Below are 24803 nucleotides of genomic sequence, written 5' to 3'. Positions count from 1 at the left end.
ACCCTACTGCCACTGGAAGGTCACCGTAACGCGATCCCAGTTGGCCTCGGTTTTCAGCACACTGGCAGAGGCCCTTTGTCCGGGGGGCACGTCGCTGGGCTCAAATGCTGCCACTCGCGTATCGACAACTTCTTCTCCCCGATAGAAGGTGAAACGAGCACGGGCGTTGAGAACCGTGCGGGTGCTGCGGTTGATCGCTTCCACGCTTAGGCGGCTACCGGCCCCCACTCGTTCTTCCCGAATGGATCCCACGATTACAAAATCTCCTGGGCTAGCGGCAGACTCGGCTGGGGTGGCGGTCGGAACTGGGGTGCCAGGCTGTGGGGCCGTCTCGCTTTGCTTGGGATCCGACTGCCTCAGCAGCTCCAAAACACGGGCCAACTCCTGCTGAAAGAAAACAAAGGCTTCCCGCGATTGGTTGGCCACCTGGGCCAAAATCAGTCGATCCGACTCCTCTACCGGAATTTCCAGGAGGGGAGCTGGCCCTTTTAGGGTGACTCGGATGCTGGCGACTTCTTGGTTGATGAACTTATCCAGGTAGGGAAAGATGTTGAGAATGCAATCTTGGAAGGATCCCATCGGCATGATGCGATTGTTGGTCAGCACCAAGTCGGCCCGCTCACAGCTAGTCCGATCCTCCATATCAATTTCCAAGGGCACGCGAAAGGAGCCGAGGCTGGTGTTGGTGATGGTGACCCCAATGCCGTACACCTCCTGCCGCCAGCCGTGAACGATCTCCAGGCTAGGGCTGGTCACTTCCTCGGTGAAATACTCTCCGGCCCAGGTCGGGGATCCCCACAGAGGCAGGGCCAATAGCAGCACAGGGAAATGGCAGGTCAGTCTCCCCTTCACCTCAACCTTCCTTCACTCAACTTGCGGACTTTGGGGCAGAGCAGCGGTGTTTCTTGCTCCCCCGGAATGGCAATAGCCTAACCCAGGGCTGGCGCAAACCAGCGAGGGCAGTCTTTAACCAGAGTAATCTTTTCAACTTCAAGGCTAACGGCTTTGAACCTCATCCGCTCTGCCCAAAAATAACCCGGTGCCTATCTTCATCAAGCTGGGGGTTGCCTTGGCGGTGGATCCCAGGGGCCATTTTGTCGGGGCAGCGCCACCGGCTCTGCCGTTTTCCGCTGGGATCCCGTCTGCGATAGGATCAGAAAGTTCAGCTTACTAGCGCAGGAGCCCCGCACTGTACCCGTAGGGTCAGTGTCGGGAGGAATGCGGAAGTTACGATAGAACCATGACCCAAGTCCTGACCGTCTCCTGCAAGCTCAAGGTGTCCCAGTCGCAAGCCGCCAAATTGGACGCGACCTTGGCTGCTTTCGGCCAAGCCTTGAATTGGGTCAACCAGAACACGCCGGAGAAAGTCGCCAACGCCGTTAAGCTCCAGTCTCTGTGCTACCGCGAAATCCGTGCCCGGTTCGGCTTATCCAGTAACTTGGCAAGGACTACGTCCCGCTTACGCGACCAGCAGGTCTGCAGACGGCTGGCCGGCGCCCGTAAAGTTGCCCAACAGAAAAACCGCCCCGTCAAAGCGTTCAAAGGGGGCTTCGCTACCTACGACGCTCGTATCTTTTCGTTCCGTCAAAAAGACTGGACGGTGTCGCTGACCACGGTGGAGGGTCGGGAGCGCTTTGAGCTGGCGATTGGCCGCTACCAGAGAGAACGGCTGGCGGGCTCCAATCCCAAATCTGCCACCCTGGTCAAGCGTAAAGACGGCTCCTACTCCATTCAAATCTGTGTGGAAACGGAGCCATCCCCACCGCAACGCACGGGTAGAGTGCTGGGGGTGGACTTGGGAAGGACAGATATTGCCCATACGTCAGACGGGGACAATTGGAATGGACAGCAGTTGAACCGAGTCCGAGACCATCACTCGCGGTTGAGGGCGGTACTTCAACGCAAAGCCAGTAAGGGCACCCGCAGTTCGCGGCGCAGATGCAGAGAACTGTTGCAACGGCTGTCTGGCAAGGAAAGACGCTTTCAGTCGCGTCAGCGTTGCGTAGCAAAAACGTGGGTCAATCATCGCATCTCCAAAGCTATTGTCTCTAGGGCAAAGGCGACAAATAGCGCTCTTGCTCTGGAAGACTTGACAGGGATAAGGACTCCGTCCCGCTGGCGCGATCGGGAAAGGGTCAATCAACAGCCACGCAGCAAGACAGAGCGTAGGCGGGCAAATAGTTGGGCGTTTTATCAACTCCGTCAATTTTTGGAGTACAAGGCTCTGCGTGCGGGGGTTGCTCTGATTCTTGTTCCGCCTGCCTACACGTCGCAGACCTGCCACCGGTGTTTGCACATTCATCCCGACCCTGCGCAATCCTACCGCAGTGGAAAGAAGTTTAAGTGTGGACACTGTGGATGGGAAGGGGATGCGGATTTGAATGGTGCGAATGTGATTGCGCTTTTGGGGGCTGTCGTAAACCAGCCTAGAGGTTCGGGCTTGTTTTGTTCTCTGGTAGAGCATAACAGGCTCAGGGCTACTGAAAGCCCGCGCTACACTGCTAAGGCGGTGTAGGGTCGGGTAGTTTACAAAGTGCCAAAATCCTAAGAGCCTCAGATCGAGTGCGACCGTGTTCCTCACCTTCTCAGCAGTATGGCTAGATCCTCAGCGTCGTGGCTCAGTCGGCTCTCCTTTTTGCGAGGGCTGATCTTCATCTTGGCCGTGGTGGTTGCCCTCGTTTACTTGGGCTTCAGCCGGGAGGTTCGCCTTGGCCTTGACCTCAAGGGAGGAACCCAGCTCACGCTACAAGCTGTGCCCACCGAGGAGGTGCCTGAAATCACCCCCGAAGTGATGCAGGGGGTAGAGGCCGTCATCCAGCAGCGGATCAACGGGCTGGGGGTGGCTGAGCCTCTGGTGCAGATCAGCGGCCAAGACCGCCTGTTCGTGCAGTTGCCGGGGGTGGCGGATCCGGATCGGGCCATTGCTCTCCTTGGAGATACAGCCCAACTGGAGTTTCGCAAGGGCTTGGTTCCCGTCGGCGCGCTGCCCCGCAACGAGCGGGGAGAGATAACAGCGGGGGAGGATCCGGATACTCTGTTTGAGCGGGTCGGCCTCACCGGGGATCTGCTGCGCAATGCCTATCCCCAAGCCCCTCGCCGCGGATCCCAGAGTTGGGAGGTGCTGCTGGAGTTCAAGCCGGAGGGGGCAGAAAAGTTTACTCAGCTCACCCGAGATCTGGCCGGAACAGAACGTCCATTGGGCATTTTTCTGGACGACGTGTTGATCAGTGCCCCGATCGTGGGGCCGGAGTTTGCCCGCACCGGCATCACCGGCGGGACGGCGGTGATCACGGGCAATTTTACGGTGGAAACCGCCACTGACTTGGCGGTCAAGCTCAAGGCAGGGGCGCTGCCGGTTCCCATTCAGGTGATCGAAAATCGCACCGTCGGGGCCACTTTGGGGGAAGTGAGCGTGCGCCGCAGCCTCTATGCCGGGATCGGGGGCCTGGTGCTGGTTTTCCTCTTTATGGTGGCCTACTATCGCCTGCCAGGGCTGATTGCGGACATTGCTCTGCTTATCTACGCCCTCTGTACCTTTGCTCTCTTCCAACTGCTGGGGGTAACCATGACTCTGCCAGGGATCGCCGGCTTTATCCTCAGCATCGGCATGGCGGTGGATGCCAATGTGCTGATCTTCGAGCGCATCAAAGAAGAGTTGCGGGCCGGCAAATCCATCTACAAGTCCATTTCGGAAGGGTTTAACCGCGCCTTCAGCAGCATCCTGGACAGCAATGTGACCACCCTTTTGGTCTGTGGCGTGCTTTTCTGGCTGGGGATGGGACTGGTGAAAGGGTTTGCGGTAACCCTGGGCATTGGCATTCTGGTGAGCTTCTTTACGGCCATCACCTGCACCCGTAGCCTGCTCTTGGCGGCAATGGGGATCCCCAGCTTGCGCAAACCTGAGTTTTACGGCGTTCGGATGGAGGCGGCCCAATCATGACGGCTCAAGAGCTATCCCCCGTAGATCCCGCCTCTCGGTTGCTCGACTATCGCTTCGACATTGTTGGACGGAGCAAGCTGTGGTTCAGCTTGTCCTTGGCGGTGCTGCTGGTGGGGCTGGTCAGCATGGCCTTTTCCCTGGCTTCTCTGGGAACTCCCCTGCGGCTGGGGTTGGATTTTTCCGGCGGCACCTTGCTGGATCTGAGCTTTGAGCGGCCTGTCACCACCGAGGAGCTGCGACGGGCGCTGCAGGAACACAACCTGGGCACCAGCATCATCCAGCTGGACACCCAAACGGGCCAGGAAGCCCTGATCCGCATGCCCCCCTTGACTGAGCAAGAGCGGCTGGCCGTGGAAGCCACCCTGCGGCAGGAGGTTGCCCCCTTCCAGCGCAATCTGGTGGAGACAGTGGGCCCGACGGTGGGGCGTTTGCTCTTGCGTTCCGGCATCGTGGCCGTGCTCATCTCTTTCGGCCTGATTGTGGTGTATCTGGCCCTGCGCTTTCAGTGGGATTACGCGGTGTTTGCCATTGTGGCGCTGCTGCACGATGTAGTGTTGACGATAGGGCTATTTGCCCTTTTGGGCCTGACGGTGGGTATGGAGGCGGACAGCCTGTTTGTGGTGGCGCTGCTGACCATCATCGGCTTTTCCGTCAACGACACCGTGGTCATCTACGACCGCATCCGCGAGAATCTGCGTCTGGTGAGCCGCAAGGTCAGCCTGGCCGAGGTGGTAAACCTATCTCTGAACCAGACCTTTGCCCGCTCCCTGAACACCACCCTGACGACGATGCTGCCCCTAGTTGCCATCGCCATTTTCGGGGGAGCTACCTTGAAGGGGTTTGCCATTGCCCTGCTCATTGGCTTTACTTTGGGGGTGTATTCCAGCATTTTTATCGCCAGCCCCCTGTTGGTGTGGTGGCGGCAGCAGCGCTATGGCAAAAGTAGCGAAGATGCCCGCGCAGGCAGGGATCCCGATTCACTTCCCTCTGAGGGCTAGGGCCCCGATATCGGAAAAATTGGGTCGATTGGGTGGGGATCTGTCGTTCGCGCTGAGACGGTGTCCTCTGGGTTCACCATTGCAGTCTTTGCCCATGGGAGATCAGGTAGCGCTGTAAATCGGCTATTTTGCCTTGCGGTACGATCTGAGCTGGGATCAGGCCGGGAGCTTGACTGCGCAGCCAAGCCACGGTCAGGCCTGCTGCCGAGCCGATGGTCCATTCACCGTAATGCACGCGGGTGGCGGCGTTGACAATGTGGCTGACGGCGATCCCTTTGCCGCCGATGAGCAGGTTATCCACCTTCTGCGGGATCAGGGCTTCCAAGGGAATGAGAATGGGACGGACGGAAAACTCGTTGACTGGCGCGGAGCTGGCCGAAAGAGAGGGCTCCCAGTTGCGGTAGCGACAGCCGTGGATGTCGATGGCGTAGTGGGTAACTCCCACCACGGTGGGGCTGAAGTCCCGTCCCCCAGTGGTGCCGACGCGAATATCCTGCTCCAACATCAGGAACTCCGCTTGGCCGTAGGCAGATCGCCCCAGAATGCGTCGACCTTCCCGGATGTATGGGTAGAGGCTGAGGCCGGAGCGGGTGCCCAGCAAGGACTCTTCGGCAAACACCAAGGACAGGGGATAGCCAGAGCGGGATTGAGTTTCCATCAGCCACTCGGCAAACAGCAGGGCGTGGTTTTCTCCATCTTTGATGGCCGAGACATCCAGGCCCCCCAGCCAGTTGTGGCGCTGCCCTGAGGCCACTAGCCGCTCTTCCGTCAGGATCAGGGGCGGGTTCATGATCCCCCAGTCGTTGCCGCGGTTCCAGTTCACCAGCGTCAGGTCGCCTGGAACAGGCGTGCTGTAGAAGGGATCCCGGCGGCCCTTGCTGACGATGCGGCGGTAATTGAAAAAGCTCTGGCCGCTGAAGGTGGGGAAACCCTCCATGTCGAACTCGCGGCGGTGTTCGGCGCGGGAATAGCCCGGCTGCAGCTGGACCAGCTCGGCGCGGGAGCGACCGCCATCGTCGTGGATGGCCAGCACGAAGGGAAAGGTAAAGGCTTGAGTGCACTCCGGGTTGCTGGCGGGGGCGGCATTGGGCTCTCCGGTCACGTCTCGCCCTTCCGAACCCAGCCGATAGGGGATCCCGGCCCAGCCCACCAGCTCGCCGGTATCGGTGGCATCGATAACAAACAGGTTGCGGCCTGGTGGTGCCTGCAGCCTCAACACCCGTTTGGCAAAAACTTCCGTCTCCTGCCAGCCATACCAGCTCACCAGCTCCCGCCACAGCCGTCCCGGCGGCACAAAATCGGGATCCCGCGGCTGCCGCTGCACAGCGTAAATGCTTTCAATCCGGGATCCATCGGCGCTGAAGGTGGCCCCCTTAAAAGCCGTTTGGGTAGCCCAGCGGCTGTTGGGGGCATTTTGGGCTGCCTGTTGCAGCCAGGTTTCCACCGCCTGCAGCCCGGCCTGGGGCGGAAAACACAGCCCTCCCACCCAGCAGCTGTTGATCTCGGATACGCGGGTTCCCGGCGGGATCCCTGTCCAGGCCGGCAGATGCACCGGCTGGCTTTCGATCAAGGCCTTGAACTCCAGCCAGTGGCGGGAAAAATTGCCCCGTTGCCGCATCGGCAGCGATTCATCAATGGCCGATACCCCCTGGGAGGTAATCTGACCCCCCAGCCAAGGGGTGAGCTCGATGAGACAGGTCTGCACCCCCCCTCGCATGGCATGGCCTGCCGCTGCCACCCCTCCCAGGGATCCGCCCACCACCACCAGCTCGCACTCCCAAATCTCGTCCGGCTGCGGCAAGGGATCCAACAAGGGCCAACCGTGGGCGGTAAAACGGGGCACCTCCGGCTCGGAGACGGCAACAGGGGATCCCACCTCTGGCTGGGAGAGGGCGGCAAACCCCATCCCGGCCACAAAGCTCAGCAGCGACAGGATCCCCAGCCCCACAGTTCGCTTGGGCTCAGATCCCCGGCACGCCGCAGCCGTCTTTTTGCCAGCCATGCTCACTCACACCCCCGGCCTTTCCCCGGCAGGAGAAATCCCCTTGAGAATAGCTGAGGAAACCGACATTGAGGCCAGCCAGGATCCCTGCCACAGGGCATAATGGGCTAGCAACTTTTTAACGGCAACGGCGGGATCCCATGGGACGGGCAAAGAAGGTGGTATTGGCCTATTCAGGCGGGGTGGATACTTCCGTCTGCATTCCCTATCTCAAGCACGAGTGGGGGGTGGAATCGGTGGTGGCCCTGGCAGTCGACTTGGGGCAGGGGGCGGAGCTGGAGGCCATTCAGGCCAAAGCCCTCAGGGCGGGGGCAGAGCAATCTCTGGTGCGGGAGGCTGTCCAGGCCCTCATTACCGACTATGCCTTCCCGGCCATCCAGGCCAACGCCCTCTACGAGCAGCGCTACCCCCTTTCCACGGCCCTGGCCCGACCCCTGATTGCCAAGCTGCTGGTGGAAGTGGCGGAAGAGGTGGGCGCCGATGCGGTGGCCCACGGCTGCACCGGCAAAGGCAACGACCAGGTGCGCTTTGATCTGGCTATTGCTGCTTTAAATCCCCAGCTCAAAGTGTTGGCCCCTGCCCGCGAGTGGGGGATGACCCGCGAGGAGACCATTGCCTATGGGGAGCGCTACGGGATCCCCATGCCCGTGCAGAAGTCCAGCCCCTACAGCATCGACCTCAACATTTTGGGCCGCAGCGCTGAAGCCGGCATCCTAGAAGATGCCGACCGGGAGCCGCCGGAGGAAGTGTATGCCCTCACCCGGCCTATTTCCCAGACACCCGACGAGCCCGCCTACGTGGAGATTGAGTTCGAGCAAGGGATCCCTGTCGGGGTGGATGGGCAGCGCCTCAGTCCCAAAGCCCTCTTCGAGCAGCTCAACTCCTTAGCTGGCCTGCATGGGGTGGGCCGCATCGACATGATTGAAAACCGCCTGGTGGGGATCAAGTCGCGGGAGATCTACGAGTGCCCTGCTCTAATGGTCTTGATCCAAGCCCACCGCGAGCTGGAAAGCCTCACCCTCACCCGCGATGTCATCCATTACAAGTACGGCATCGAGACCACCTACAGCCAGTTGATCTACAACGGCCTTTGGTACTCGCCGCTGCGGGAGGCTCTGGACGCCTTTATCCGCGCCACCCAGAAAAGCGTCACCGGTGTCGTGCGGATGCGGTTGCACAAGGGCCAGGCGGTCTGTGTGGGCCGTCGCTCTCCCTACTCTCTTTACAACCCAGAGCTGGCCACCTACGGGGAAGGGGATCAATTCGACCACCGCGCCGCCGAAGGCTTTATCTACATCTGGAGCCTGCCCACCCGTGTCTGGGCCCAGGTGCACCGGGGCTAGGCTGAAGTGGTGATCCCACTCTCATTCCATTGGATGGATCTCTGGACAACCTGTTGGAGTTACCCAAACGCGCCTCGGCGGAGACAATGAGAGGGGCAGCTATGCCTGAAGCCAACATCCTCATTGACTTCGCCAAGGTTGGGGGGCTGGAATCCTTGGCAAGACTGGCAAGTCTGGAGGTGCTTGACGTGGTACTGGCAGAAGTCGATGACCCTTGCAAGTCCCAGGTTCTTGCTTTGGGCGTGCAGGTTGTCCAGGTGCAGGAAACGTGGCTTCCAGAGGCAATGGTTCTGAAGAAAAGTGGGTTGTCGATAGCTGACGCATTGTGTCTTCACTACTGCCGTACCAGCAGCTCTACGCTCCTCTCCAACGATGGCCGGTTGCGCAGAGCTTGCGCGGAGAGCGGCGTTGTCGTCCACGGCAGCCTTTGGGTAGTGTGTGAGCTCTATAACCAAAAGGTTTGTCTGCCGGAGGTACTGTGCAACTGGCTGGATCGCTGGGAGAAGGAGTTGAAAGCTCGCCTCCCTGCTGACGAGTTGGCCCAGGTGCGACAGGTTTTAGGATGTATCTCAGGTTCGTAGCGCCAGCACCCACCCTCAAGTCCCGGCAGTCCAGGTGTTGCCGTACTCGATCTGCTCGGGGGTGAGGCTGTCGATTTGGATCCCCATGGCCTTGAGCTTGAGGCGGGCGATGGCCTCGTCCACCTCGAGAGGAATGGGGTGAAGCCCTGGGGCCAAGCGGCCCCGGTTTTTCACCAGGTATTCGCAGGCCAGGGCCTGGTTGGCAAAGCTCATGTCCATAACGCTGGCAGGGTGCCCTTCGGCAGCAGCCAAGTTAATCAGGCGGCCTTCCCCCAGCACCACCACTGACTTGCCCGACTGCAGACGGTATTCTTCCACAAAGGGGCGCACCGTCTGTCGGGAGACGGACCGCTCCTGCAGCGCCACCAGGTCGATTTCAATGTCAAAGTGGCCGGCGTTGCAGACCATCGCCCCATCCTTCATGCGGTCGAAGTGCTCGCCGCGAATCACGTGCTTGTTGCCGGTGACGGTGATGAAGATGTCCCCCAGAGCAGCGGCTTCTTCCATCGGCATCACCCGGAAGCCGTCCATCACCGCCTCCAGAGCCCGCACCGGGTTGACTTCCGTGACAATCACCTGGGATCCCATGCCGCGGGCCCGCATGGCCACTCCCTTGGCGCACCAGCCGTAGCCAGCCACCACCACCGTCTTCCCGGCCAGAAGGATGTTGGTACAGCGCAGGATCCCGTCCAGGGTGGATTGGCCGGTGCCGTAGCGGTTGTCGAACAGGTGTTTGGTCTCGGCGTCGTTGACGGTCATCACCGGGAAGCTGAGCACCCCCGCCTTGAGCATGGCCCTAAGGCGCACCAGGCCAGTGGTGGTCTCTTCCGTGGTGCCGATGAGCTCCGACAGTTGCTCCTGACGGTGCTGCACCAGCTCCGCCGTCACATCTCCGCCATCGTCGATAATCAGGTTGGGGCGGTGATCTAGGGCAATCTGGACATGGCGGCGGTAGGTGGCCACATCTTCTCCTTTGAGGGCAAACACCGAAATGCCATGGTCCGCCACCAGGCTGGCGGCCACATCGTCCTGGGTGGAGAGGGGATTGCTGGCAATGAGAACGCTATCCGCCCCCCCTGCTTGTAGAGCCAGGGCCAGGTTGGCCGTTTCGGTCGTAATGTGGCAGCAGGCCACCAAGCGCAGCCCGGCAAAGGGCTTTTCTTGAGCAAAGCGCTCCCGGATCTGGGCCAGCACCGGCATCTCCCGCGCCGCCCACTGGATCCGTTGCTTGCCCAGGGGGGCGAGGTTCAGATCTTTCACTTCATGCTTCGGGAGAGACAGGGTAGCGCTGGTCATCGAGTGTTGCTCCAAACAGGGTCATCGAGAGAGGATAGAGGAACGGAAACTGCAAGCCCCAAAGGGGGCCAGGCAGCCATAAAGATCAGCAAGGATGTCGATAAGCCTGAACTATTCTGCCACAAGGGATCCCCTTTCAGCGCTGGGGCTGGATGTAGGCAACCGCCGCATTGGCGTGGCCGGCTCCGACCGGCTGGGGCTGCTGGCTACTGGCCTGGGGGTGATCCAGCGCCGTTCCCTCTCAGAGGACATTGCCCAAGTGCAGGAGTGGATCCGCCGCCGCCAGGCCACCGTGGTGGTGGTGGGGATCCCCCTTCTGGCGGATGGGTCGGTGGGATCCCAGGCCCGCAAAGTCCAGCGGTTTGTGCGCGCTTTGCAGGTGGCCGTGGATCTTCCCATTGTTACCGTCAATGAATACCTGAGCACCGTGCAGGCGGAGTGGGACCTGCGCGAGGCGGGGATCCCGGCCAAAGCCCAGAAGGGCTTAATCGATCAGCAGTCGGCGGCGGTAATTCTCCAAACTTGGCTGGACGAGCGACGGGCTTCCCTGTCAGAAGTGCCGGCTTGGCAAAGCTGGGGCAACAAAGACTACGCTGGAGAAGTCTAGCCGGGAAAGTTTAAATCAATTCAAGCCCAAGGTGGGCCATCCCTCGTTGCCCCTTCTGCATCAGCAGGGTGTGATTGTTCAGTCGGGGCCTTTCGCGCAACTTTGATAACGTCTGATAACGTCACGTGAACCATCCGAGCATGAATAGCATTTGCATTCTTGGGGGCGGCTTTGGCGGGTTGTACACAGCTTTGGAACTGAGCCGGCAACCCTGGCCAGAACCACCCCAGATCACCTTGGTCGATCGGCAGGAGCGGTTCGTCTTTGCCCCCCTGCTTTATGAGCTGCTCACCGGAGAAATGGAAGACTGGGAGGTGGCCCCCCGTTTTCAAGATCTGCTGCCCCCGGGATCGGTGCAGTTTCGCCGCGGATCTGTCCAGGCCATTGACCCTCAAGCCCGCCGAGTGGAGCTGAAAGATGGGCAGAGCTTGGAGTATGACGCGCTGGTGCTGGCGCTGGGGGGAGAAACCCCTCTGGAGAGCGTTCCGGGAGCGGCGGAGTTTGCTTTTCCCTTTCGCACCCTGGCAGATGCTCAGCGGCTGCGCGCCCACCTGAAGGCGTTGGAAGACCGGGATCCGGCTCAGCCTGTGGCTCTGGCCATTGCAGGAGCAGGGGCTAGTGGCGTGGAATTGGCCTGCAAATTGGCGGATCGGCTGGGCTGGCGGGGACGGATCCGCCTCATCGAGTTGGGATCCCAAATCTTGTCCGGCTTTGCTCCCTCCAGCCGGGAGGCGGCCCAAGAGGCGCTGGCCCAACGGCGGGTGCAGGTGGAGTTGCAAACCAAGGTCTTGGGCATCGAGGCCCTTAACGAGAACGGCGCCCCTCCCTTCCGTCTGCAGCTGCAACGGCTGGAGAGCCAGGAGATCGCCACAGATCTTGTGGATGCTGTGCTGTGGACTGTCGGAACCCGACCGGCAGCGGTGATTGCCAATTTGGATCTGCCCAAAACGGAGCGGGGACGGCTACAGGTTTTGTCCACCCTACAAACCCCCACCTTCCCAGAGATCTTTGCCTTGGGAGATGCAGCAGCGGTGGTGGATGCGGAGGGCAAGCCGGTGCCGGCCACAGCCCAAGCGGCTTTTCAACAGGCCGGTTATTGCGCCTGGAACCTGTGGGCTTTGCTCACCCAGGAGCGGCCTCTCTTGCCCTTTCGCTACTTTTCTCTGGGGGAAATGCTCAGCCTGGGGGTGGATACGGCGGTGCTTTCTGCCCTTGGCGGCCTCACCCTGACCGGCCCCCTGGGCTATTTGGCCCGGCGAACTGCCTATTTGGTGCGCCTGCCCACCCTGGAACACCAGCTCAAGGTGGGATGGAATTGGATCACCCGCCCCCTGTGGCAAGGGCTGCTGGCCCGCTAGGATCCCTGTAACTGGCAAGAGCGCTCGTAGGCCGCTCGCACTGCCTGCATCAGGGCTCCCCGCACCCCCGCCTGCTCCAAGGCTTGGATCCCGGCAATGGTCGTCCCCCCTGGACTGGTGACCCGGTCTTTGAGAACGGCAGGGTGCAGATTTTCTTGCTGCAAGAGGGCAGCAGTACCCGCCAAGGTCTGCAGGGCCAACTGGGTAGCAATGGGACGCGGCAGCCCCACCTGTACCCCTCCGTCGATCAGCCCTTCCAGAATCACCGCCAGATACCCCGGCCCGGAACCCGAAAGTGCCGTCACCGCATCCATCTGGCTTTCGGCCACCGTCACCACCTCGCCCACCGCGCGAAACAGCTTCTCCACCTGCTCCACCTGCATAGGCGTCACCCCTGGCCCGTAGCTGATGGCCGTTATGCCCGCCCCCACCAGCGCCGGCGTGTTGGGCATCGTGCGCACCACCTTTTGTTTGGGAAAAGCCTGCTGCAACTGCTGCAAGGGGATCCCGGCCATAATCGAGATCACCAGCTCTGTGGCGGACAGCCGGCCCATCTCAGCCACCACTGCCGGGAAGAGCTGCGGTTTAACGGCCAGAAACAGAATCTCAGACTCTCCCGCCTGGGATGGATCCGCCAACAATCGGATACCCAGCTCCTGCTGCAGGGCCACAGCCTTATCCAGATCAGGCTCCCGCAAGGCCACCTGCGCTGCGGGATAAACTCCCACAGCTACCCAACGCCGCAGCAGGGCGGATCCCATGGCTCCACCCCCGATAACACTTAGCAGTGGCCGCTCCATAGCAACTAGTGCTGACCTACTGCCTGCAGATGCTCATAGGTGCTGGGCCAGAGGGGGGTAGGGCTTTGCAAAGGGCGCTGCAGCGGCTGCACCACTTGGCTACTGGGGGTGGAAACCATCACCGTGCTGGGGGTGAACAAAAAAATGTTCTCTCCGATGCGCTCTTGGTGGCCATCGATGGCGTAGGTGCCGCCGGCAACGAAATCCACAGAGCGCTGCGCCTCAGCGGGATCCATTAGGGTCAAGTTCATGATCACCGTCTTGCGCTCCCGTAGGTACTGGATAACCTGAGCCATCTCATCGAAGCTGCGCGGCTCCATCACCACCACTTCACTGGTGGGTGGGTTTACGCCCGGTAATCCAATCACGTTGCTCCCCATACTGCCCCCTGCTGAGCGATCCCGATGTTGACTGCGCCGATGGCCCCGCGACTCTTCTCGACCGGCAGAGCCCTCCCCCGCTTCCACTCCCCGTTGCCGCCGCCCTCGCGGAAGGGTACTCACTTCCTCCTCTTCGGGGGGAGCAGCCGGTTGGGAACGGCGTCCCTCGTAGAGCAGTTGGTAATCATCCTGCCCTTCCATTTCAGAGTACTCCTCCAGGCCGTCCACGGGATCATTCAGACCCACAAAATCTCTTACCCTGCTCCAGATTCCATTGACATTCATATGCACATCCTCACTACAGGTCATGGGTTTACGGCGAGCGTAGGATTCAGGCTCCTGATTGGATCCTGAGTGGCTCACTCAAGCTAGGGGGCGTCCTTTTATTCTCGGTCAAAGTCTTTCAATAGGCTGAGACAGGGTTTGCTCAGGAAGCTGCCGAAGCAGGTGGGGGCTAACGTAGGTTAACAAAACCCCATTGATTCGACGACTAGAGTTTACCCAGAAGAAGTGAAGATGTCATCTCACTTGCCAAGCCGTTGTTTGGCAGGATTGAACTCTGCTCCCCGTCTGGATTGAGCCCACGTTAACGGAAGTAACGCAAATGATTACAAATTTCCCCAAAATTTCCCCAATAGGGCAAATCCTGGGCGGGATCCCCCCACTTTTGATTATCCAAGCCGAACTCTCGCCCCAAAGGTGCCCCGCAGGGCGACTGGGGAGTTGCACGGCTTTACACAAAATTTAATCACAATTTAACGGCTTCACAGAGGTCACATCTATTCCTGCTCGGCGTCGGCAAACAAAGCGCGCCCCAGCCGGATCAAGTTAGAGCCTGCTGCCACCGCCAGGAGGTAATCGTCGGACATGCCCATGGAGAGGGTGTGCACCTGCAGATGTTCATAGCCGCTGCGCTGGATGTAATCGGCCAGTTCGGCCAGCTTGCGAAACAGGTCTAGGGCCGCCTCTGAGCTCAAGCCCAAAGGCAAAATGGTCATCAGGCCCACAATTTGCACTTGCAGCAGTTGGTTCAGTTCGGGGAGGCTCTGCAACAGATCGGGGATGAGCCAGCCGAACTTATTGGGATCCGGAGCCAATTTAACCTGCAGGCAAAGCTTGGGGGTGAGGTGCAGCTCCCAAGCCTTTTGGTTGATCAGCTTGGCCAGGCGCAAGCTATCGACGCTGTCAATCCAGGCAAATTGCTTGAGGGCCGGTTTGACTTTGTTGGTCTGCAGATGCCCGATCAAGTGCCAGACGATATCGGTCAGATCTTGCAGTTGCCCTTGTTTGACGGCGGCCTCTTGCACTCGACTCTCCCCAAAGTGGCGGATCCCAGCCCGATAGGCGGCGCGGATGTGGTCGGCACTGTAGCCTTTGCTCACTGCCATGATCTCCACATGGTCTGGGATCTGGGCTCGGATGGCCTGAATGCGGCTGTGGATGAGCTGCTCGTCAAGGGGCATCGTCAGGTCAGCAGGCCGGGGATCGCTATCCCCATTCTCGTTCCAATTGGCAACAATGCTCTGGGATAGATTTTTGCAGAACCCAGAGCCAACGGGCTGTCCGCTACCGCTGCCAGGGATCCGGTCGGGAGATGATCACGCGGGTGCCGGGCGCCAGTTTGCGCGCGTAGTCCAACTGCACCACTTCTGGGTTTTGCTTCAGGGCTTCCCCCTGGAGGCGAATGGCTTGGGCTTCTCCTTCTGCCAGGATCACCAATCGTTGTTTTTCCAGCTCTGCTTTTTCCACGAGGAAGCGTTCCCGCTCTTTCTCTTGCTCGGCAATTTGCTTTTGCTCGATGGCCGTTTGGAATTGGTCGGAGAAGCGGACATTGCGCAGCAGCACGTTTTGCAAGATCAGGTCATTCTCAGCAAAAATGCTGGAGAGCTGCCGCTCCACATTTTCCTGGATCTGCTCGCGTTCTTCCGAGAAAACGGCGATGGCGCGGTGCAAAGCCAGTTCATTGCGCACCACCGTCCGCACCTCTGGGCGAATCACTTTGTCCACGTAGGAAGGGCCAATGGTCTGGTGCAGGTGGGCCACTTGGTCGGGATCCAAGCGAAAGCGCACCGAGACATCGAGGGAGATCTGCTGGCCGTCGGCGCTGAGCACTTTCAACGCATCATCCCCCTGGTTTTCGGAGCGTTGGGAGGCCATGGTGTAGGTTTGGGTGCGCACGTCGTAGAAGATAGGCGTTTCCACCAGCGGCAGCAGGAGGTGCAGCCCTTCTCCCAGCGGCTGCGGCTTCAGCCCCGTCAGGGAGTTGAACACCACGGCCCGTGTGCCGGCAGGCACCACCACCAAGCACTGCAGCAAGGTGGCCAAGAGGATCAGCAGCAATGCCCCACCCACCAAGGGAATCCAGGACAAAGCGGGAAGTTCAAAAGCAGGACGACGGGGGTGGGCCGATTTCACAGGTGTGTTACCCAAAAACCTAAAGAACTCGAACAGGTGCCCCGGGGATGGCCGGCCAAGCTCTTCTTGAGCTTAACCCAAGGCCGCAGCCAAGATCTGATAGGCCAGTTTGGCGACCGTGAAGGCGCTGCGGCGATCGGTTTCCCGTTCTCCCGTGACCGACAGCTCGACCACATCGGCGCCGATGATTTGCCGTTGCTGTCCTAGTGCCCGGATCAGCTCCACCGTCTCCCACCAGCCCAAGCCGCCAGGTTCGGGGGTACCGGTGGCCGGCACCACAGCGGGATCCAGCCCATCCACATCCACCGTCAGGTAAACCTGGGGGCCCAAGGTGGCAATCACCTCTGGGATCCACTCCTGGGCTGGCTTGGTGTGCAAGCTGTGGGCAAAAAAGGTGTGCAGACGGCGCTCGCGAATGGTCTGGCGGTCTTCGGCGCAGATGGAGCGGATCCCCACTTGGGTGAGGCGGCTGCCCACTTGCTCCACCACGCGGGCCATGGCAGAAGCATGGGAATAGCGGGATCCCTCGTAGCTATCTCTCAGGTCGCAGTGGGCATCGATTTGCAGGACGTGCAGCTCCGGATAATGGGCCAGGTGGGCAGCAATCAGGGGCCCGCTGATGGAGTGCTCCCCACCAATGGAAAGCAGGAACCGCCCCGGTCTCACCCACTCGGCAGCGCGACGCTGGATTTCGGCCATAGCCAGTTCCTGGGCGGAAGATCCCAGACCTTCCAACTCCACCGGGGGGGCCGTCCAGTAGCGGGAGATCTCTTCCGAGAAGTCGGGGTGAAGAGCTGGCTGGCGATCCCGTACCTCGTCGTAGATCTCCACATAGGCAGAAGCCTGCAACAGCGCCTGAGGGCCTTTGGCGGTGCCTTTGCCATAGGAGGTGGTGGCCTCGTAGGGGACGGGCAGGAGAATTGCTTGGGCCATCTCCGGATCCGGCTCAGGCAGGCCCAGGAAGGGGAAGGGAGAGCGATACATGATGGCTTGCAAGAAGGGATCCCTATTCTATTGAATCTATTGAAGAATTGTGGTGAGCCAAAAGGACTGGGATGATGGGGTAAAGAGGGACCCTTGTGGGATTGAGGCAAACCCTCTAGACTGAGCAAAGGCTTCCCCAAGCCCAGTTTTAGCAGCCATTTGTTTTCACTCCTCTTAGACTGCCTTTCCACAAGCTGACGAGCCTATGACCACTGCCTCTCACGCTGCTCTTTTCGACGCTCTGGCCCAACGTCGGGCCCTCAAGATCATCAGCGGTCTACAAAACTTCGACCTGCAGTCGGTTCTGAGCATCACCCGCGCCGCCCAACAGGGAGGGGCCACTTGGGTGGATATCGCTGCCAGCCCCGAATTGGTGCAGCGGGTACGCGCCCAGATCGATCTGCCCATCTGTGTGTCGGCGGTGGAGCCGCAGCAGTTGGCCGCAGCCGTACAGGCAGGAGCAGACATGGCCGAGATCGGCAATTACGACAGCTTCTACCCTTCAGGCCGCATCTTCTCCGCAGCGGAAGTCCTAGACCTTACCCGCCGAACCCGCTCTCTTCTGCCCCGCACGCTCTTGTCGGTAACCGTTCCCCACACTCTGCCTCTGAATCAACAGGCAGAATTGGCCGAGAAACTGGAGGATCTGGGAGCCGATCTCATCCAAACCGAGGGCAGCACCAGTGCCGAGCCGGTTCACGGGGGATCCCTGGGCCTGATCGAGAAGGCTGCCCCCACCCTGGCCGCCGCCTATGAAATTAGCCGTGTCGTCTCGGTACCGGTTATCTGCGCTTCCGGCCTCTCGACGGTAACAGTGCGCTTGGCCATTGCTGCCGGCGCTTCAGGTGTAGGGGTGGGCAAAGCTGTCAGCCGGCTCCAGGATGAAGTGGCCATGGTGGCTCAAGTGCGGGCATTGGTGGAGGCCTTGGGAGGATCTCGGATCCCTGCCCTTGTCTAGGTCGATGTCTGACCGGTAAAAGTTGACTCTCTTGCGCCAGCGTGCGCTGGTGCATTTTTTTTAGATTTTCTTGGACAAGCAGGGAATAAGTAGGTAAGTAGGGCAGCTGAGGGTTGAGATCAGCCGCTAGAAGTTTTGCTGCTCACAAGTGCTTCACTTTCTTCCGCGTAGAGCATGACTCTAGTCAATAATAAGCTCAACTATACTGAAAATAATGTATAATATGTTCAGTACGGATTACTACCAGTTGATCTTTCTGTTTACTTTCGAGTCTGCCAACATGGTAGCCAAAGCAAAGCAGAAAATTGGTAGTAAGACGACACGGAAACTGCGCTTTGGGTATTCTACTCAAAGCTTTGCGGGATACCGCCATTCTGTTTGGAAACAAACAGAATGCTATCGCTGCATAGTTGAACAGTGATGTTCAGCAGTGTTCAGCGTAAATGTATCAGGTGGCATACCCGGCAATATCCAATTTGCGGCGGTTGCTACACTTGTCGTCCTTGCCTTCCCAGACCAATTCCGTCCGCAGCCGTCGCCCCAGTCATGTTCTGCAAAGATTCCAAGTCCTGAGCCGCATTGGGCAGACATGGTTGACAATGCGAGGGATCCCTCTTTGAACTGCCCATGAGCTGGCAACGCCCAGATAATCGCACCGCTGCTCAATTGCGCCCGGTTTCTTTTGAGCGCCACTTTACCCGCTATGCCCCTGGCTCGGTGTTGGTCAAGTTCGGCCATACCCATGTCCTTTGCACCGCCAGTGTGGCCGAAGAAGTTCCCCCTTTTTTGCAGAACACCGGCCAAGGCTGGCTGACGGCTGAGTACCGCATGTTGCCCGGAGCCACGCAACAACGACAGCCGCGGGAGATGTTGAAACTATCGGGTCGCACTGCCGAGATCCAACGGCTCATCGGGCGAAGTCTGCGCGCCGCCTTGGATTTTCGCAAGCTGGGATCCCGTACCATCACCGTCGATGCCGATGTGCTGCAGGCCGATGGCGGAACGCGCACCGCCGCGATCACAGGGGGCTATGTGGCTCTGCACGACGCCATCACTTGGCTGTACAAACAGGGGGCGCTGGATCCGGCCCAGGGATCCCCGCTGCGGCAGCAGGTGGCGGCCCTTTCAGTAGGAATTGTGCAGGGAGAGGTACTTGTGGATCTGTGCTATGAGGAAGACAGCCAAGCCGAGGTGGACATGAACATTGTTATGAACGAGCAGGGATCCTTCATCGAGATCCAGGGCACTGCCGAAGCCGCCTGCTTCAGTCGCCCGCAACTGCTACAAATGTTGGAGATGGCCCAAGCCGGGATCCAAGAATTGCTCCAAGCCCAACGGCAGGCTCTCAATTTAGAAAGATAGAGCCATAGCCGGACCCTAGCCTTGCAATGGTAATCCTTCAAGGCACTGCATATGGGATTGCATGGGTGTATATCCTGGTTGGCAAAGCGGTATTCCCTTGCTGTAAAGGAATGGCCGGGAAAGCTAAGATCAGCCAGTTGTTAAAATAAGTGAGCTCTCTGAAGCTCTCCTTTCGACGGTTTGAGCGTGTGGCTGAGGTGAATCGCTGCTCATTTGGCCTGAAGAAGTTGGCCCGGAGAACGCTGCATGTCCCGTTTTGTGTTCGGCTCGGAGGAACTTGCGCCACTGCTCAGGCAGCAAGGTTGGCGGTTTACCACTGGATATCTGCACATTCACCTCAAGGGACTGGATCCCTCTGAGGGTGCGGAACCCTGGGTGTTGACCTACTACCACGGCAGGCTGCTTTTTTCTGCCGATCAACCCCTCAACACGCAAATCCTGCTGAAACGACTCTCCCGCTTTATTCCTCGCCTCAACTTGGAATGGCCACAGCGGGCCATCTCGGTGGTGCAAGAGCGCTTGATGAAAGACCATTCCTTACCTGAGCTGCTGGAGGCCATCACGCAATTGGGCCTGCTCAAGCCGGGGGAGCTGGAAGATGCCCTGTGGCTCAACCTGCTTACCGATTTCGACCGCTACCTATTCGAACGGGCAGGCACCTGTTACTTTAAGGTGCAGGAGCAGGTCGCCCAAGAGGCCCCCATTGGCGGGTTTGAGTTGGAGCCGCTGCTGCAAGAAGCCGCCCGGCGCCACGATCGCTGGGCAGATTTGAAGGTGGCGATCCCAACTATGCTGGCGGTGCCGGTGGTCAATTGGGAGCGAGTCAACCGCTATCGCATCACCGATGAGCAACGACAGAAGATCCACGCCCTCACCAAAGATGGCCAGTCGCTGGAGGTGATCGCCAAGAAGCTGTGTCGAGATCGGCTGGAGGTGGCCAATCTCTTTGCATCCTGGGCGAAAAAAGGGTTGGTCAGCCTACAAACCCCCCAAGAGCTGCTGCAGACCAAGCGCCACAACCCGATAACCATCTTGGCGGTAGACGACAGCGTGGTGATGCAGGAAATCCTACGGCAGTATTTGCCCAACTATCAGGTGATTACAACGGGCAACCCCGCCGAGGTGCTTCCTTTGTTGTTTCAGCATCGGCCCCACCTGTTGTTGATGGATATCGCCATGCCGGGGATCGATGGTCTAGAGCTTTGCCGCATTGTGCGCAGCTTAGAAGAGTTTAAGTCCCTTCCCATCCTGATGGTTACCGCTCGCGATGGTCTGCTGGCCCGCATCCGCGGCAAATGGTCGGGGGCAACCGCCTACTTGACCAAGCCCTTCAACGAAAGTCAGCTTAATGCAGAGGTGAAGCGGCTTCTGGCCCAACAGCCGCCTGCCCACAGACAAAATCCTCTGTCGGTTCAGGGAGGCAGAACAGGTCATCCTGCCCTGTTTCAGGGATCCCCCCGTTCCCTCGAGGATCAAGCCAAGGCGTAGTGTCCTTCTGAGTTGATCCCCGTCGCCATTGGCTTTCCTGTCAAAATCAACAAAGGTTTTATGTTAGATAAGAAGTCAACTCAAGAGACCATAACTTGTCTGGGCTGACTGCTAATGTCAATGGATTGATAGCTCATTAGGACATGCCCAAAAGAGAAAAATAGGTTGCCGGGGATTTCAGAAACAAGAGACGAAGTAAGCATCCCATACACTGAAAACTTATCCGATCAACCTTCCTCATTGTCATCACGACCGGCTACTTCAATCTCTCTCAGGAACTGGCTTTTCCCCGCTGGCATTAGAGGTCGTTTAAGCCTTAGAGAAGCCTCACAAGGCTTCTGGCAAAAGAGTCCATACTAAGGGTACCGACAAACAAGCCCTGAAGACATGAAAAAAGATCGAACAGGGTTCAGCAGGCACTTCTGAAGGCAAACCAGAAATATTAAACGCTGTCGTGGATCCCGGCAAGATCAATGAGAGGGAGAAATCAAGCAGAAATTGCTCAGGATCCATGGACAGGGATCCCAAGAATACGTAAAATCGAGTAAAGAATGTAAAGAAAACGCCACACTTCTCCAATTGGTCCCGATCCCCAAGGAGCATTATGCTGCGACTGGAACACATTAGCAAAATCTATCCCACCGGTGAGGTGCTCAAGGATGTGAACTGGGAAGTTAAGCCTGGGGATCGCGTCGGCCTAGTGGGAGTAAACGGGGCCGGAAAGACCACCCAGCTCAAGATTATCTGCGGGCAAGAAGAACCGACCAGCGGCGAGGTGATCCGCCCCGCCAACCTGCGCATCGCCTATCTCACCCAAGAATTTGGAGTGGATCCCGCCCGAACGGTGCGAGAAGAGTTCTGGACAGTCTTTCAAGAGGAAAACCGCATTCACCAAGAAATTGCCCAAATCACCCAACAGATGGAGCAGGCGGACGCGGACACGTTGGAAACCCTTTTGCGCCGTCTAGATCGTCTACAGCGCCAATTTGAGAGTTTACATGGCTATGAACTGGAGGCGCGTATTGAGAAAATCCTGCCGGAAATGGGGTTTGAGCCGGAGGACGGGGATCGGTTGGTGAGCGCCTTCAGCGGCGGCTGGCAGATGCGCATCAGCCTGGGGAAAATCCTGCTGCAAAAACCCGATTTGATGTTGCTAGACGAGCCGACCAACCACCTAGACTTGGAGACCATTGAGTGGCTGGAAAACTACCTCAAGAGCTTGACGATCCCCATGGTGATTGTTTCTCATGATCGAGAGTTTTTGGATCGGCTTTGCACCCAAATTGTGGAGACGGAGCGAGGAGTTTCTACGACATACTTGGGTAACTATTCTCAATACCTACTCCAAAAAGCTGAACGGCGAGAGGCACAACAAGCTGCCTACGAACGTCAGCAAAAGGAAATTGAAAGGCAACAAACCTTCATCGATCGCTTCCGGGCCAGTGCCACCCGCAGCACTCAGGCCAAAAGCCGCGAAAAACAACTGGAAAAGATCGAGCGGGTCGAAGCGCCCATTGGCGACGTGCGTACCCTCAAGTTTCGCTTTCCCCCTGCTCCCCGCAGTGGTCGCGAGGTGGTGAAGATCGAGAATTTGACGCACATTTATGGAGATAAGATTTTGTTTTTGGGTGCGGAGCTGTTGATCGAGCGTGGGGATCGCGTCGCCTTTCTGGGGCCCAATGGGGCAGGAAAATCCACCCTGCTGCGTCTTATCACCGGCCTAGAGCAACCTACCGAGGGATCTGTGAAATTGGGAGCACACAATGTGATCCCTGCCTACTTCGAGCAAAATCAAGCAGAGGCTTTGGATCTGAGCAAAACCGTCTTGGACACCATCCATGACGAAGTGCCCGACTGGAAAAACGAAGAAGTGCGCACGCTGTTGGGTCGCTTTTTGTTCAGCGGCGACGCCGTTTTTAAGAAAGTAGCGGCTTTGAGCGGGGGAGAAAAAGCCCGCTTGGCGTTGGCGAAAATGCTACTTCAGCCGGCCAACCTACTGATTTTGGATGAGCCCACCAACCACTTAGATATCCCGGCCAAAGAGATGCTGGAAGAAGCTTTACAGCATTACGATGGCACGGTGATCCTTGTTTCTCACGACCGCTACTTTATCTCAAAAGTGGCCAACAAGATTGTAGAGATTCGCAACGGAGAGTTGGTCGCCTACCAGGGCAACTATCACTACTATCTAGAAAAGATCGCTGAAGAGAAAGAGAAAGCCCGACAAGAGCGAATCGCTGCCGAAAAACGAGCCAAAGAGCGAGAAAAACAGAAAGCCAAAAAGGCAGCCGGCAAAACCTAAGGAGCCAAAGCAATGTTTACGGGTCTGGTTCGAAGTTTGGGCACAGCCCAGTTGATCAATTCTTCACAGCTACGGGTTACCTGTCCCCGGTTGCAACCTCAGTTGGCCTATGGAGATAGCGTGGCGGTGGACGGCCTTTGCCTGACGGTGGTGGAGATTCTGCCCGATGGATTTTTGGCCGATGTTTCGCCGGAAACCCTGCGGCGCTCGACTTGGGGCCAGGGATCCCTCGGCCCGCGCACAGTCAACCTGGAACCGGCGCTGCGGGTAGGAGACAAGTTAGGGGGGCATTTTGTCAGCGGCCATATCGATGGGGTGGGGCAACTGTGGGATCAAGCCGCCACTGGCAACGCCTGGGAGCTGAGCTTCAAGGTTCCCGAAGAGATCGGGCGTTACATCGTACCCAAGGGCAGCGTGGCGGTGAATGGGGTGAGCTTGACCATTGCTGAGGTGCGCCAAGGGGGCTGCTGGTTCAAGGTGGCTGTAATCCCCCAAACCTACCGCGAGACCAACCTTTCTCAGCTCCAAGTTGGGGATCCCGTCAACATAGAGGCGGATATTTTGGGCAAGTATGTGGAAAAATTGCTGGGCTTGCTGCCCCCCGAGAGCAGCGTTTCTCTGGAGTTTCTGGCCGAGCATGGCTATATCTAGGTACCTTTCCCATGATCCACCCCGAGGAAGTTGAGCGCCTGCGCGGCGTAAATGTTTATCTCATTGGGATGATGGGCAGCGGCAAATCCACCGTGGGAGCGGAGCTGGCAGCCCAGTTGCGCTTTCAATTTTTCGACACCGATGGTCTGGTGGAGCAGGTGGGGGGTTCTTCCATCGCTCAGATCTTCGCCGAGCATGGGGAAGCCTACTTCCGGGATCTGGAGACGCAGGTGTTGGCCCAGTTGAGCAGCTACACCCGGTTGGTGATCGCCACAGGCGGCGGCATTGTGTTGCGCCCCAAAAATTGGAGCTACTTGCACCATGGCCTCACCGTTTGGCTGGATGCGACCCCCGAGCTGATTTGGCAGCGGCTCAAGCGGGATCCCGGCCAACGCCCTCTGCTGCAAACCCCCGACCCCCAAGCTGCCCTGTACAAGCTGATGCAAGAGCGAGAGCCGTTCTACGCCCAAGCCGATGTGCGGGTGCCCATCCGGTCAGAAACCAGCCCGCCCCAGTTGGTTGAACAGATCTGGCAAGCCATTCGCGCCCGCTTGCGAGACGGGATCCCCTCCTAGCCACCTCGCGCCCAACACAAAAAGGGATCCCATGAGGGATCCCTGAACTCTTTAGTTTTTGATTTTTGATTACTCAAGATTCGCCGGGAGCGGATCCCTGACGCAGCCAGGGTAGCTTCCTTTAGAGCGCGTTGCCGCGGGGGAGGACTTCTTCAGGGAACTCAAAGCGCTCATGGGGCTGGTCCTGCGGCGCCATCCACGCCCGAATCCCCTCGTTCAGCAAAATGTTCTTCGTGTAAAACGTCTCAAACTCCGGGTCTTCCGCTGCCCGCACCTCCTGACTGATAAAGTCATACGCCCGCAGGTTCAGCGCCAACCCCACTACCCCAATGCTCGACATCCACAAACCCGTCACCGGCACAAACAACATGAAAAAGTGCAGCCACCGCTTGTTGGAAAACGCTATCCCAAAAATCTGGCTCCAGTACCGGTTGGCCGTCACCATCGAGTAGGTCTCCTCCGACTGCGTCGGCTCAAAAGCCCGAAAGGTGCTGGCCGCATCCCCATCCTGAAACAGGGTGTTCTCCACCGTCGCCCCATGGATGGCACACAACAGCGCTCCACCCAAAACGCCAGCCACCCCCATCATGTGGAACGGGTTCAGCGTCCAGTTGTGGAACCCCTGGAAAAACAGCAAAAAGCGGAAAATCCCCGCCACCCCAAAGCTAGGCGCAAAAAACCAGCTGCTCTGCCCCAGCGGGTAAATCAAAAACACGCTCACAAACACCGCTATCGGCGCGCTAAACGCAATGGCGTTGTAGGG

The 24803-nt window shown here is 58.7% G+C and carries 21 protein-coding genes and 1 pseudogene; 13 read left to right on the top strand and 9 right to left on the bottom strand.

Annotated features, from left to right (window positions below):
* Positions 1-3: 3 nt before the first annotated feature.
* Positions 4-852, bottom strand: coding sequence for a hypothetical protein (locus ACVWXZ_RS11160; protein WP_414331048.1), 849 nt, complete (start codon positions 850-852; stop codon positions 4-6).
* A 388-nt stretch (positions 853-1240) separates the two neighbouring features.
* On the opposite strand from ACVWXZ_RS11160, the gene ACVWXZ_RS11155 reads away from it, so the two are divergent.
* The 3 genes from ACVWXZ_RS11155 to secF all read left to right on the top strand — a co-directional run bounded on the left by ACVWXZ_RS11155 (position 1241) and on the right by secF (position 4938).
* Positions 1241-2515 (top strand): RNA-guided endonuclease InsQ/TnpB family protein, encoded by a 1275-nt coding sequence (locus tag ACVWXZ_RS11155; RefSeq protein WP_457403815.1) that lies wholly within the window; start codon positions 1241-1243, stop codon positions 2513-2515.
* A gap of 78 nt (positions 2516-2593) precedes the next feature.
* Positions 2594-3940, top strand: a complete 1347-nt coding sequence (gene secD, locus ACVWXZ_RS11150) for a protein translocase subunit SecD (protein WP_457403814.1) — start codon at positions 2594-2596, stop codon at positions 3938-3940.
* Positions 3937-4938, top strand: coding sequence for a protein translocase subunit SecF (gene secF / locus ACVWXZ_RS11145; RefSeq protein WP_457482518.1), 1002 nt, complete (start codon positions 3937-3939; stop codon positions 4936-4938). The genes secD and secF overlap by 4 nt, the downstream gene beginning before the upstream one ends.
* A gap of 73 nt (positions 4939-5011) precedes the next feature.
* Here the strand turns inward: secF and ACVWXZ_RS11140 are convergent, their stop codons facing one another.
* The gene (locus tag ACVWXZ_RS11140) at positions 5012-6844 is read right to left on the bottom strand and encodes an FAD-dependent oxidoreductase (protein ID WP_457482519.1); all 1833 of its coding nucleotides are present in this window, start codon (positions 6842-6844) and stop codon (positions 5012-5014) included.
* A gap of 236 nt (positions 6845-7080) precedes the next feature.
* Here ACVWXZ_RS11140 and ACVWXZ_RS11135 point away from each other — a divergent pair, with 236 nt between their 5' ends.
* Both ACVWXZ_RS11135 and ACVWXZ_RS11130 read left to right on the top strand, forming a co-directional pair.
* Positions 7081-8283 carry an argininosuccinate synthase gene (locus tag ACVWXZ_RS11135; protein WP_457403813.1) on the top strand — a complete coding sequence of 401 codons (1203 nt, stop codon included), beginning with the start codon at positions 7081-7083 and terminating at the stop codon, positions 8281-8283.
* 101 nt (positions 8284-8384) lie between these two features.
* Positions 8385-8864: a hypothetical protein gene (locus ACVWXZ_RS11130; RefSeq protein ID WP_414374876.1), complete on the top strand. Its 480-nt coding sequence runs from the start codon at positions 8385-8387 to the stop codon at positions 8862-8864.
* 15 nt (positions 8865-8879) lie between these two features.
* On the opposite strand, the gene ahcY is transcribed toward ACVWXZ_RS11130, so the two are convergent.
* The gene (gene ahcY / locus ACVWXZ_RS11125) at positions 8880-10160 is read right to left on the bottom strand and encodes an adenosylhomocysteinase (protein WP_414351063.1); all 1281 of its coding nucleotides are present in this window, start codon (positions 10158-10160) and stop codon (positions 8880-8882) included.
* 94 nt (positions 10161-10254) lie between these two features.
* Here ahcY and ruvX point away from each other — a divergent pair, with 94 nt between their 5' ends.
* Both ruvX and ACVWXZ_RS11115 read left to right on the top strand, forming a co-directional pair.
* Positions 10255-10767, top strand: coding sequence for a Holliday junction resolvase RuvX (gene ruvX / locus ACVWXZ_RS11120; protein WP_457395477.1), 513 nt, complete (start codon positions 10255-10257; stop codon positions 10765-10767).
* A gap of 140 nt (positions 10768-10907) precedes the next feature.
* Positions 10908-12125: an NAD(P)/FAD-dependent oxidoreductase gene (locus tag ACVWXZ_RS11115; protein ID WP_457403812.1), complete on the top strand. Its 1218-nt coding sequence runs from the start codon at positions 10908-10910 to the stop codon at positions 12123-12125.
* On the opposite strand, the gene proC is transcribed toward ACVWXZ_RS11115, so the two are convergent.
* The 5 genes from proC to speB all read right to left on the bottom strand — a co-directional run bounded on the left by proC (position 12122) and on the right by speB (position 16716).
* On the bottom strand, positions 12122-12925 hold the full coding sequence (gene proC, locus ACVWXZ_RS11110; RefSeq protein WP_457403811.1) for a pyrroline-5-carboxylate reductase: 804 nt from the start codon (positions 12923-12925) through the stop codon (positions 12122-12124). The genes ACVWXZ_RS11115 and proC overlap by 4 nt on opposite strands.
* Before the next feature lie 5 nt (positions 12926-12930).
* On the bottom strand, positions 12931-13506 hold the full coding sequence (locus ACVWXZ_RS11105; RefSeq protein ID WP_011433347.1) for a cell division protein SepF: 576 nt from the start codon (positions 13504-13506) through the stop codon (positions 12931-12933).
* A gap of 578 nt (positions 13507-14084) precedes the next feature.
* Entirely contained in the window at positions 14085-14768 is a 684-nt protein-coding gene (locus ACVWXZ_RS11100; protein ID WP_414374881.1) for a YggS family pyridoxal phosphate-dependent enzyme, read from the bottom strand.
* Positions 14769-14871: 103 nt separating this feature from the next.
* Complete coding sequence (locus ACVWXZ_RS11095) at positions 14872-15720, bottom strand: prohibitin family protein (RefSeq protein ID WP_011433345.1); 849 nt, start codon at positions 15718-15720, stop codon at positions 14872-14874.
* A gap of 72 nt (positions 15721-15792) precedes the next feature.
* Positions 15793-16716: an agmatinase gene (gene speB / locus ACVWXZ_RS11090; RefSeq protein ID WP_414413650.1), complete on the bottom strand. Its 924-nt coding sequence runs from the start codon at positions 16714-16716 to the stop codon at positions 15793-15795.
* 193 nt (positions 16717-16909) lie between these two features.
* Between speB and ACVWXZ_RS11085 the strand changes: the two genes are divergently transcribed.
* From ACVWXZ_RS11085 to ACVWXZ_RS11060, 6 genes are all read left to right on the top strand, one after another.
* On the top strand, positions 16910-17662 hold the full coding sequence (locus ACVWXZ_RS11085) for a DUF561 domain-containing protein (RefSeq protein WP_011433343.1): 753 nt from the start codon (positions 16910-16912) through the stop codon (positions 17660-17662).
* Between the two features lie 627 nt (positions 17663-18289).
* Positions 18290-19024 carry a ribonuclease PH gene (gene rph / locus ACVWXZ_RS11080; protein WP_011433341.1) on the top strand — a complete coding sequence of 245 codons (735 nt, stop codon included), beginning with the start codon at positions 18290-18292 and terminating at the stop codon, positions 19022-19024.
* Positions 19025-19270: 246 nt separating this feature from the next.
* Positions 19271-20512 carry a response regulator gene (locus ACVWXZ_RS11075; RefSeq protein ID WP_457482517.1) on the top strand — a complete coding sequence of 414 codons (1242 nt, stop codon included), beginning with the start codon at positions 19271-19273 and terminating at the stop codon, positions 20510-20512.
* Between the two features lie 604 nt (positions 20513-21116).
* Positions 21117-22814, top strand: a complete 1698-nt coding sequence (locus ACVWXZ_RS11070; protein WP_414332172.1) for an ABC transporter ATP-binding protein — start codon at positions 21117-21119, stop codon at positions 22812-22814.
* Positions 22815-22826: 12 nt separating this feature from the next.
* Complete coding sequence (locus ACVWXZ_RS11065) at positions 22827-23465, top strand: riboflavin synthase (RefSeq protein ID WP_414332173.1); 639 nt, start codon at positions 22827-22829, stop codon at positions 23463-23465.
* A gap of 11 nt (positions 23466-23476) precedes the next feature.
* Positions 23477-24040: a shikimate kinase gene (locus tag ACVWXZ_RS11060; protein ID WP_457440758.1), complete on the top strand. Its 564-nt coding sequence runs from the start codon at positions 23477-23479 to the stop codon at positions 24038-24040.
* A gap of 121 nt (positions 24041-24161) precedes the next feature.
* Here ACVWXZ_RS11060 and ACVWXZ_RS11055 read toward each other — a convergent pair.
* Positions 24162-24803, bottom strand: a pseudogene (locus ACVWXZ_RS11055) (photosystem II D2 protein (photosystem q(a) protein)); the annotation flags it as partial.

It is taken from the genome of Thermostichus sp. MS-CIW-38, assembly GCF_054058415.1.
The sequence above is the reverse complement of the archived record's forward strand: the minus strand, read 5'-3'. Positions and strand labels throughout refer to the sequence as shown.

Coding starts and splice junctions, on each gene's coding strand:
- ACVWXZ_RS11155 (WP_457403815.1), top strand. CDS start 1,241: ATGACCCAAGTCCTGACCGTCTCCTGCAAGCTCAAGGTGTCCCAGTCG.
- secD (WP_457403814.1), top strand. CDS start 2,594: ATGGCTAGATCCTCAGCGTCGTGGCTCAGTCGGCTCTCCTTTTTGCGA.
- secF (WP_457482518.1), top strand. CDS start 3,937: ATGACGGCTCAAGAGCTATCCCCCGTAGATCCCGCCTCTCGGTTGCTC.
- ACVWXZ_RS11140 (WP_457482519.1), bottom strand. CDS start 6,844: ATGGGGTTTGCCGCCCTCTCCCAGCCAGAGGTGGGATCCCCTGTTGCC.
- ACVWXZ_RS11135 (WP_457403813.1), top strand. CDS start 7,081: ATGGGACGGGCAAAGAAGGTGGTATTGGCCTATTCAGGCGGGGTGGAT.
- ACVWXZ_RS11130 (WP_414374876.1), top strand. CDS start 8,385: ATGCCTGAAGCCAACATCCTCATTGACTTCGCCAAGGTTGGGGGGCTG.
- ahcY (WP_414351063.1), bottom strand. CDS start 10,160: ATGACCAGCGCTACCCTGTCTCTCCCGAAGCATGAAGTGAAAGATCTG.
- ruvX (WP_457395477.1), top strand. CDS start 10,255: ATGTCGATAAGCCTGAACTATTCTGCCACAAGGGATCCCCTTTCAGCG.
- ACVWXZ_RS11115 (WP_457403812.1), top strand. CDS start 10,908: ATGAATAGCATTTGCATTCTTGGGGGCGGCTTTGGCGGGTTGTACACA.
- proC (WP_457403811.1), bottom strand. CDS start 12,925: ATGGAGCGGCCACTGCTAAGTGTTATCGGGGGTGGAGCCATGGGATCC.
- ACVWXZ_RS11105 (WP_011433347.1), bottom strand. CDS start 13,506: ATGGAAGGGCAGGATGATTACCAACTGCTCTACGAGGGACGCCGTTCC.
- ACVWXZ_RS11100 (WP_414374881.1), bottom strand. CDS start 14,768: ATGCCCCTTGACGAGCAGCTCATCCACAGCCGCATTCAGGCCATCCGA.
- ACVWXZ_RS11085 (WP_011433343.1), top strand. CDS start 16,910: ATGACCACTGCCTCTCACGCTGCTCTTTTCGACGCTCTGGCCCAACGT.
- rph (WP_011433341.1), top strand. CDS start 18,290: ATGAGCTGGCAACGCCCAGATAATCGCACCGCTGCTCAATTGCGCCCG.
- ACVWXZ_RS11075 (WP_457482517.1), top strand. CDS start 19,271: ATGTCCCGTTTTGTGTTCGGCTCGGAGGAACTTGCGCCACTGCTCAGG.
- ACVWXZ_RS11070 (WP_414332172.1), top strand. CDS start 21,117: ATGCTGCGACTGGAACACATTAGCAAAATCTATCCCACCGGTGAGGTG.
- ACVWXZ_RS11065 (WP_414332173.1), top strand. CDS start 22,827: ATGTTTACGGGTCTGGTTCGAAGTTTGGGCACAGCCCAGTTGATCAAT.
- ACVWXZ_RS11060 (WP_457440758.1), top strand. CDS start 23,477: ATGATCCACCCCGAGGAAGTTGAGCGCCTGCGCGGCGTAAATGTTTAT.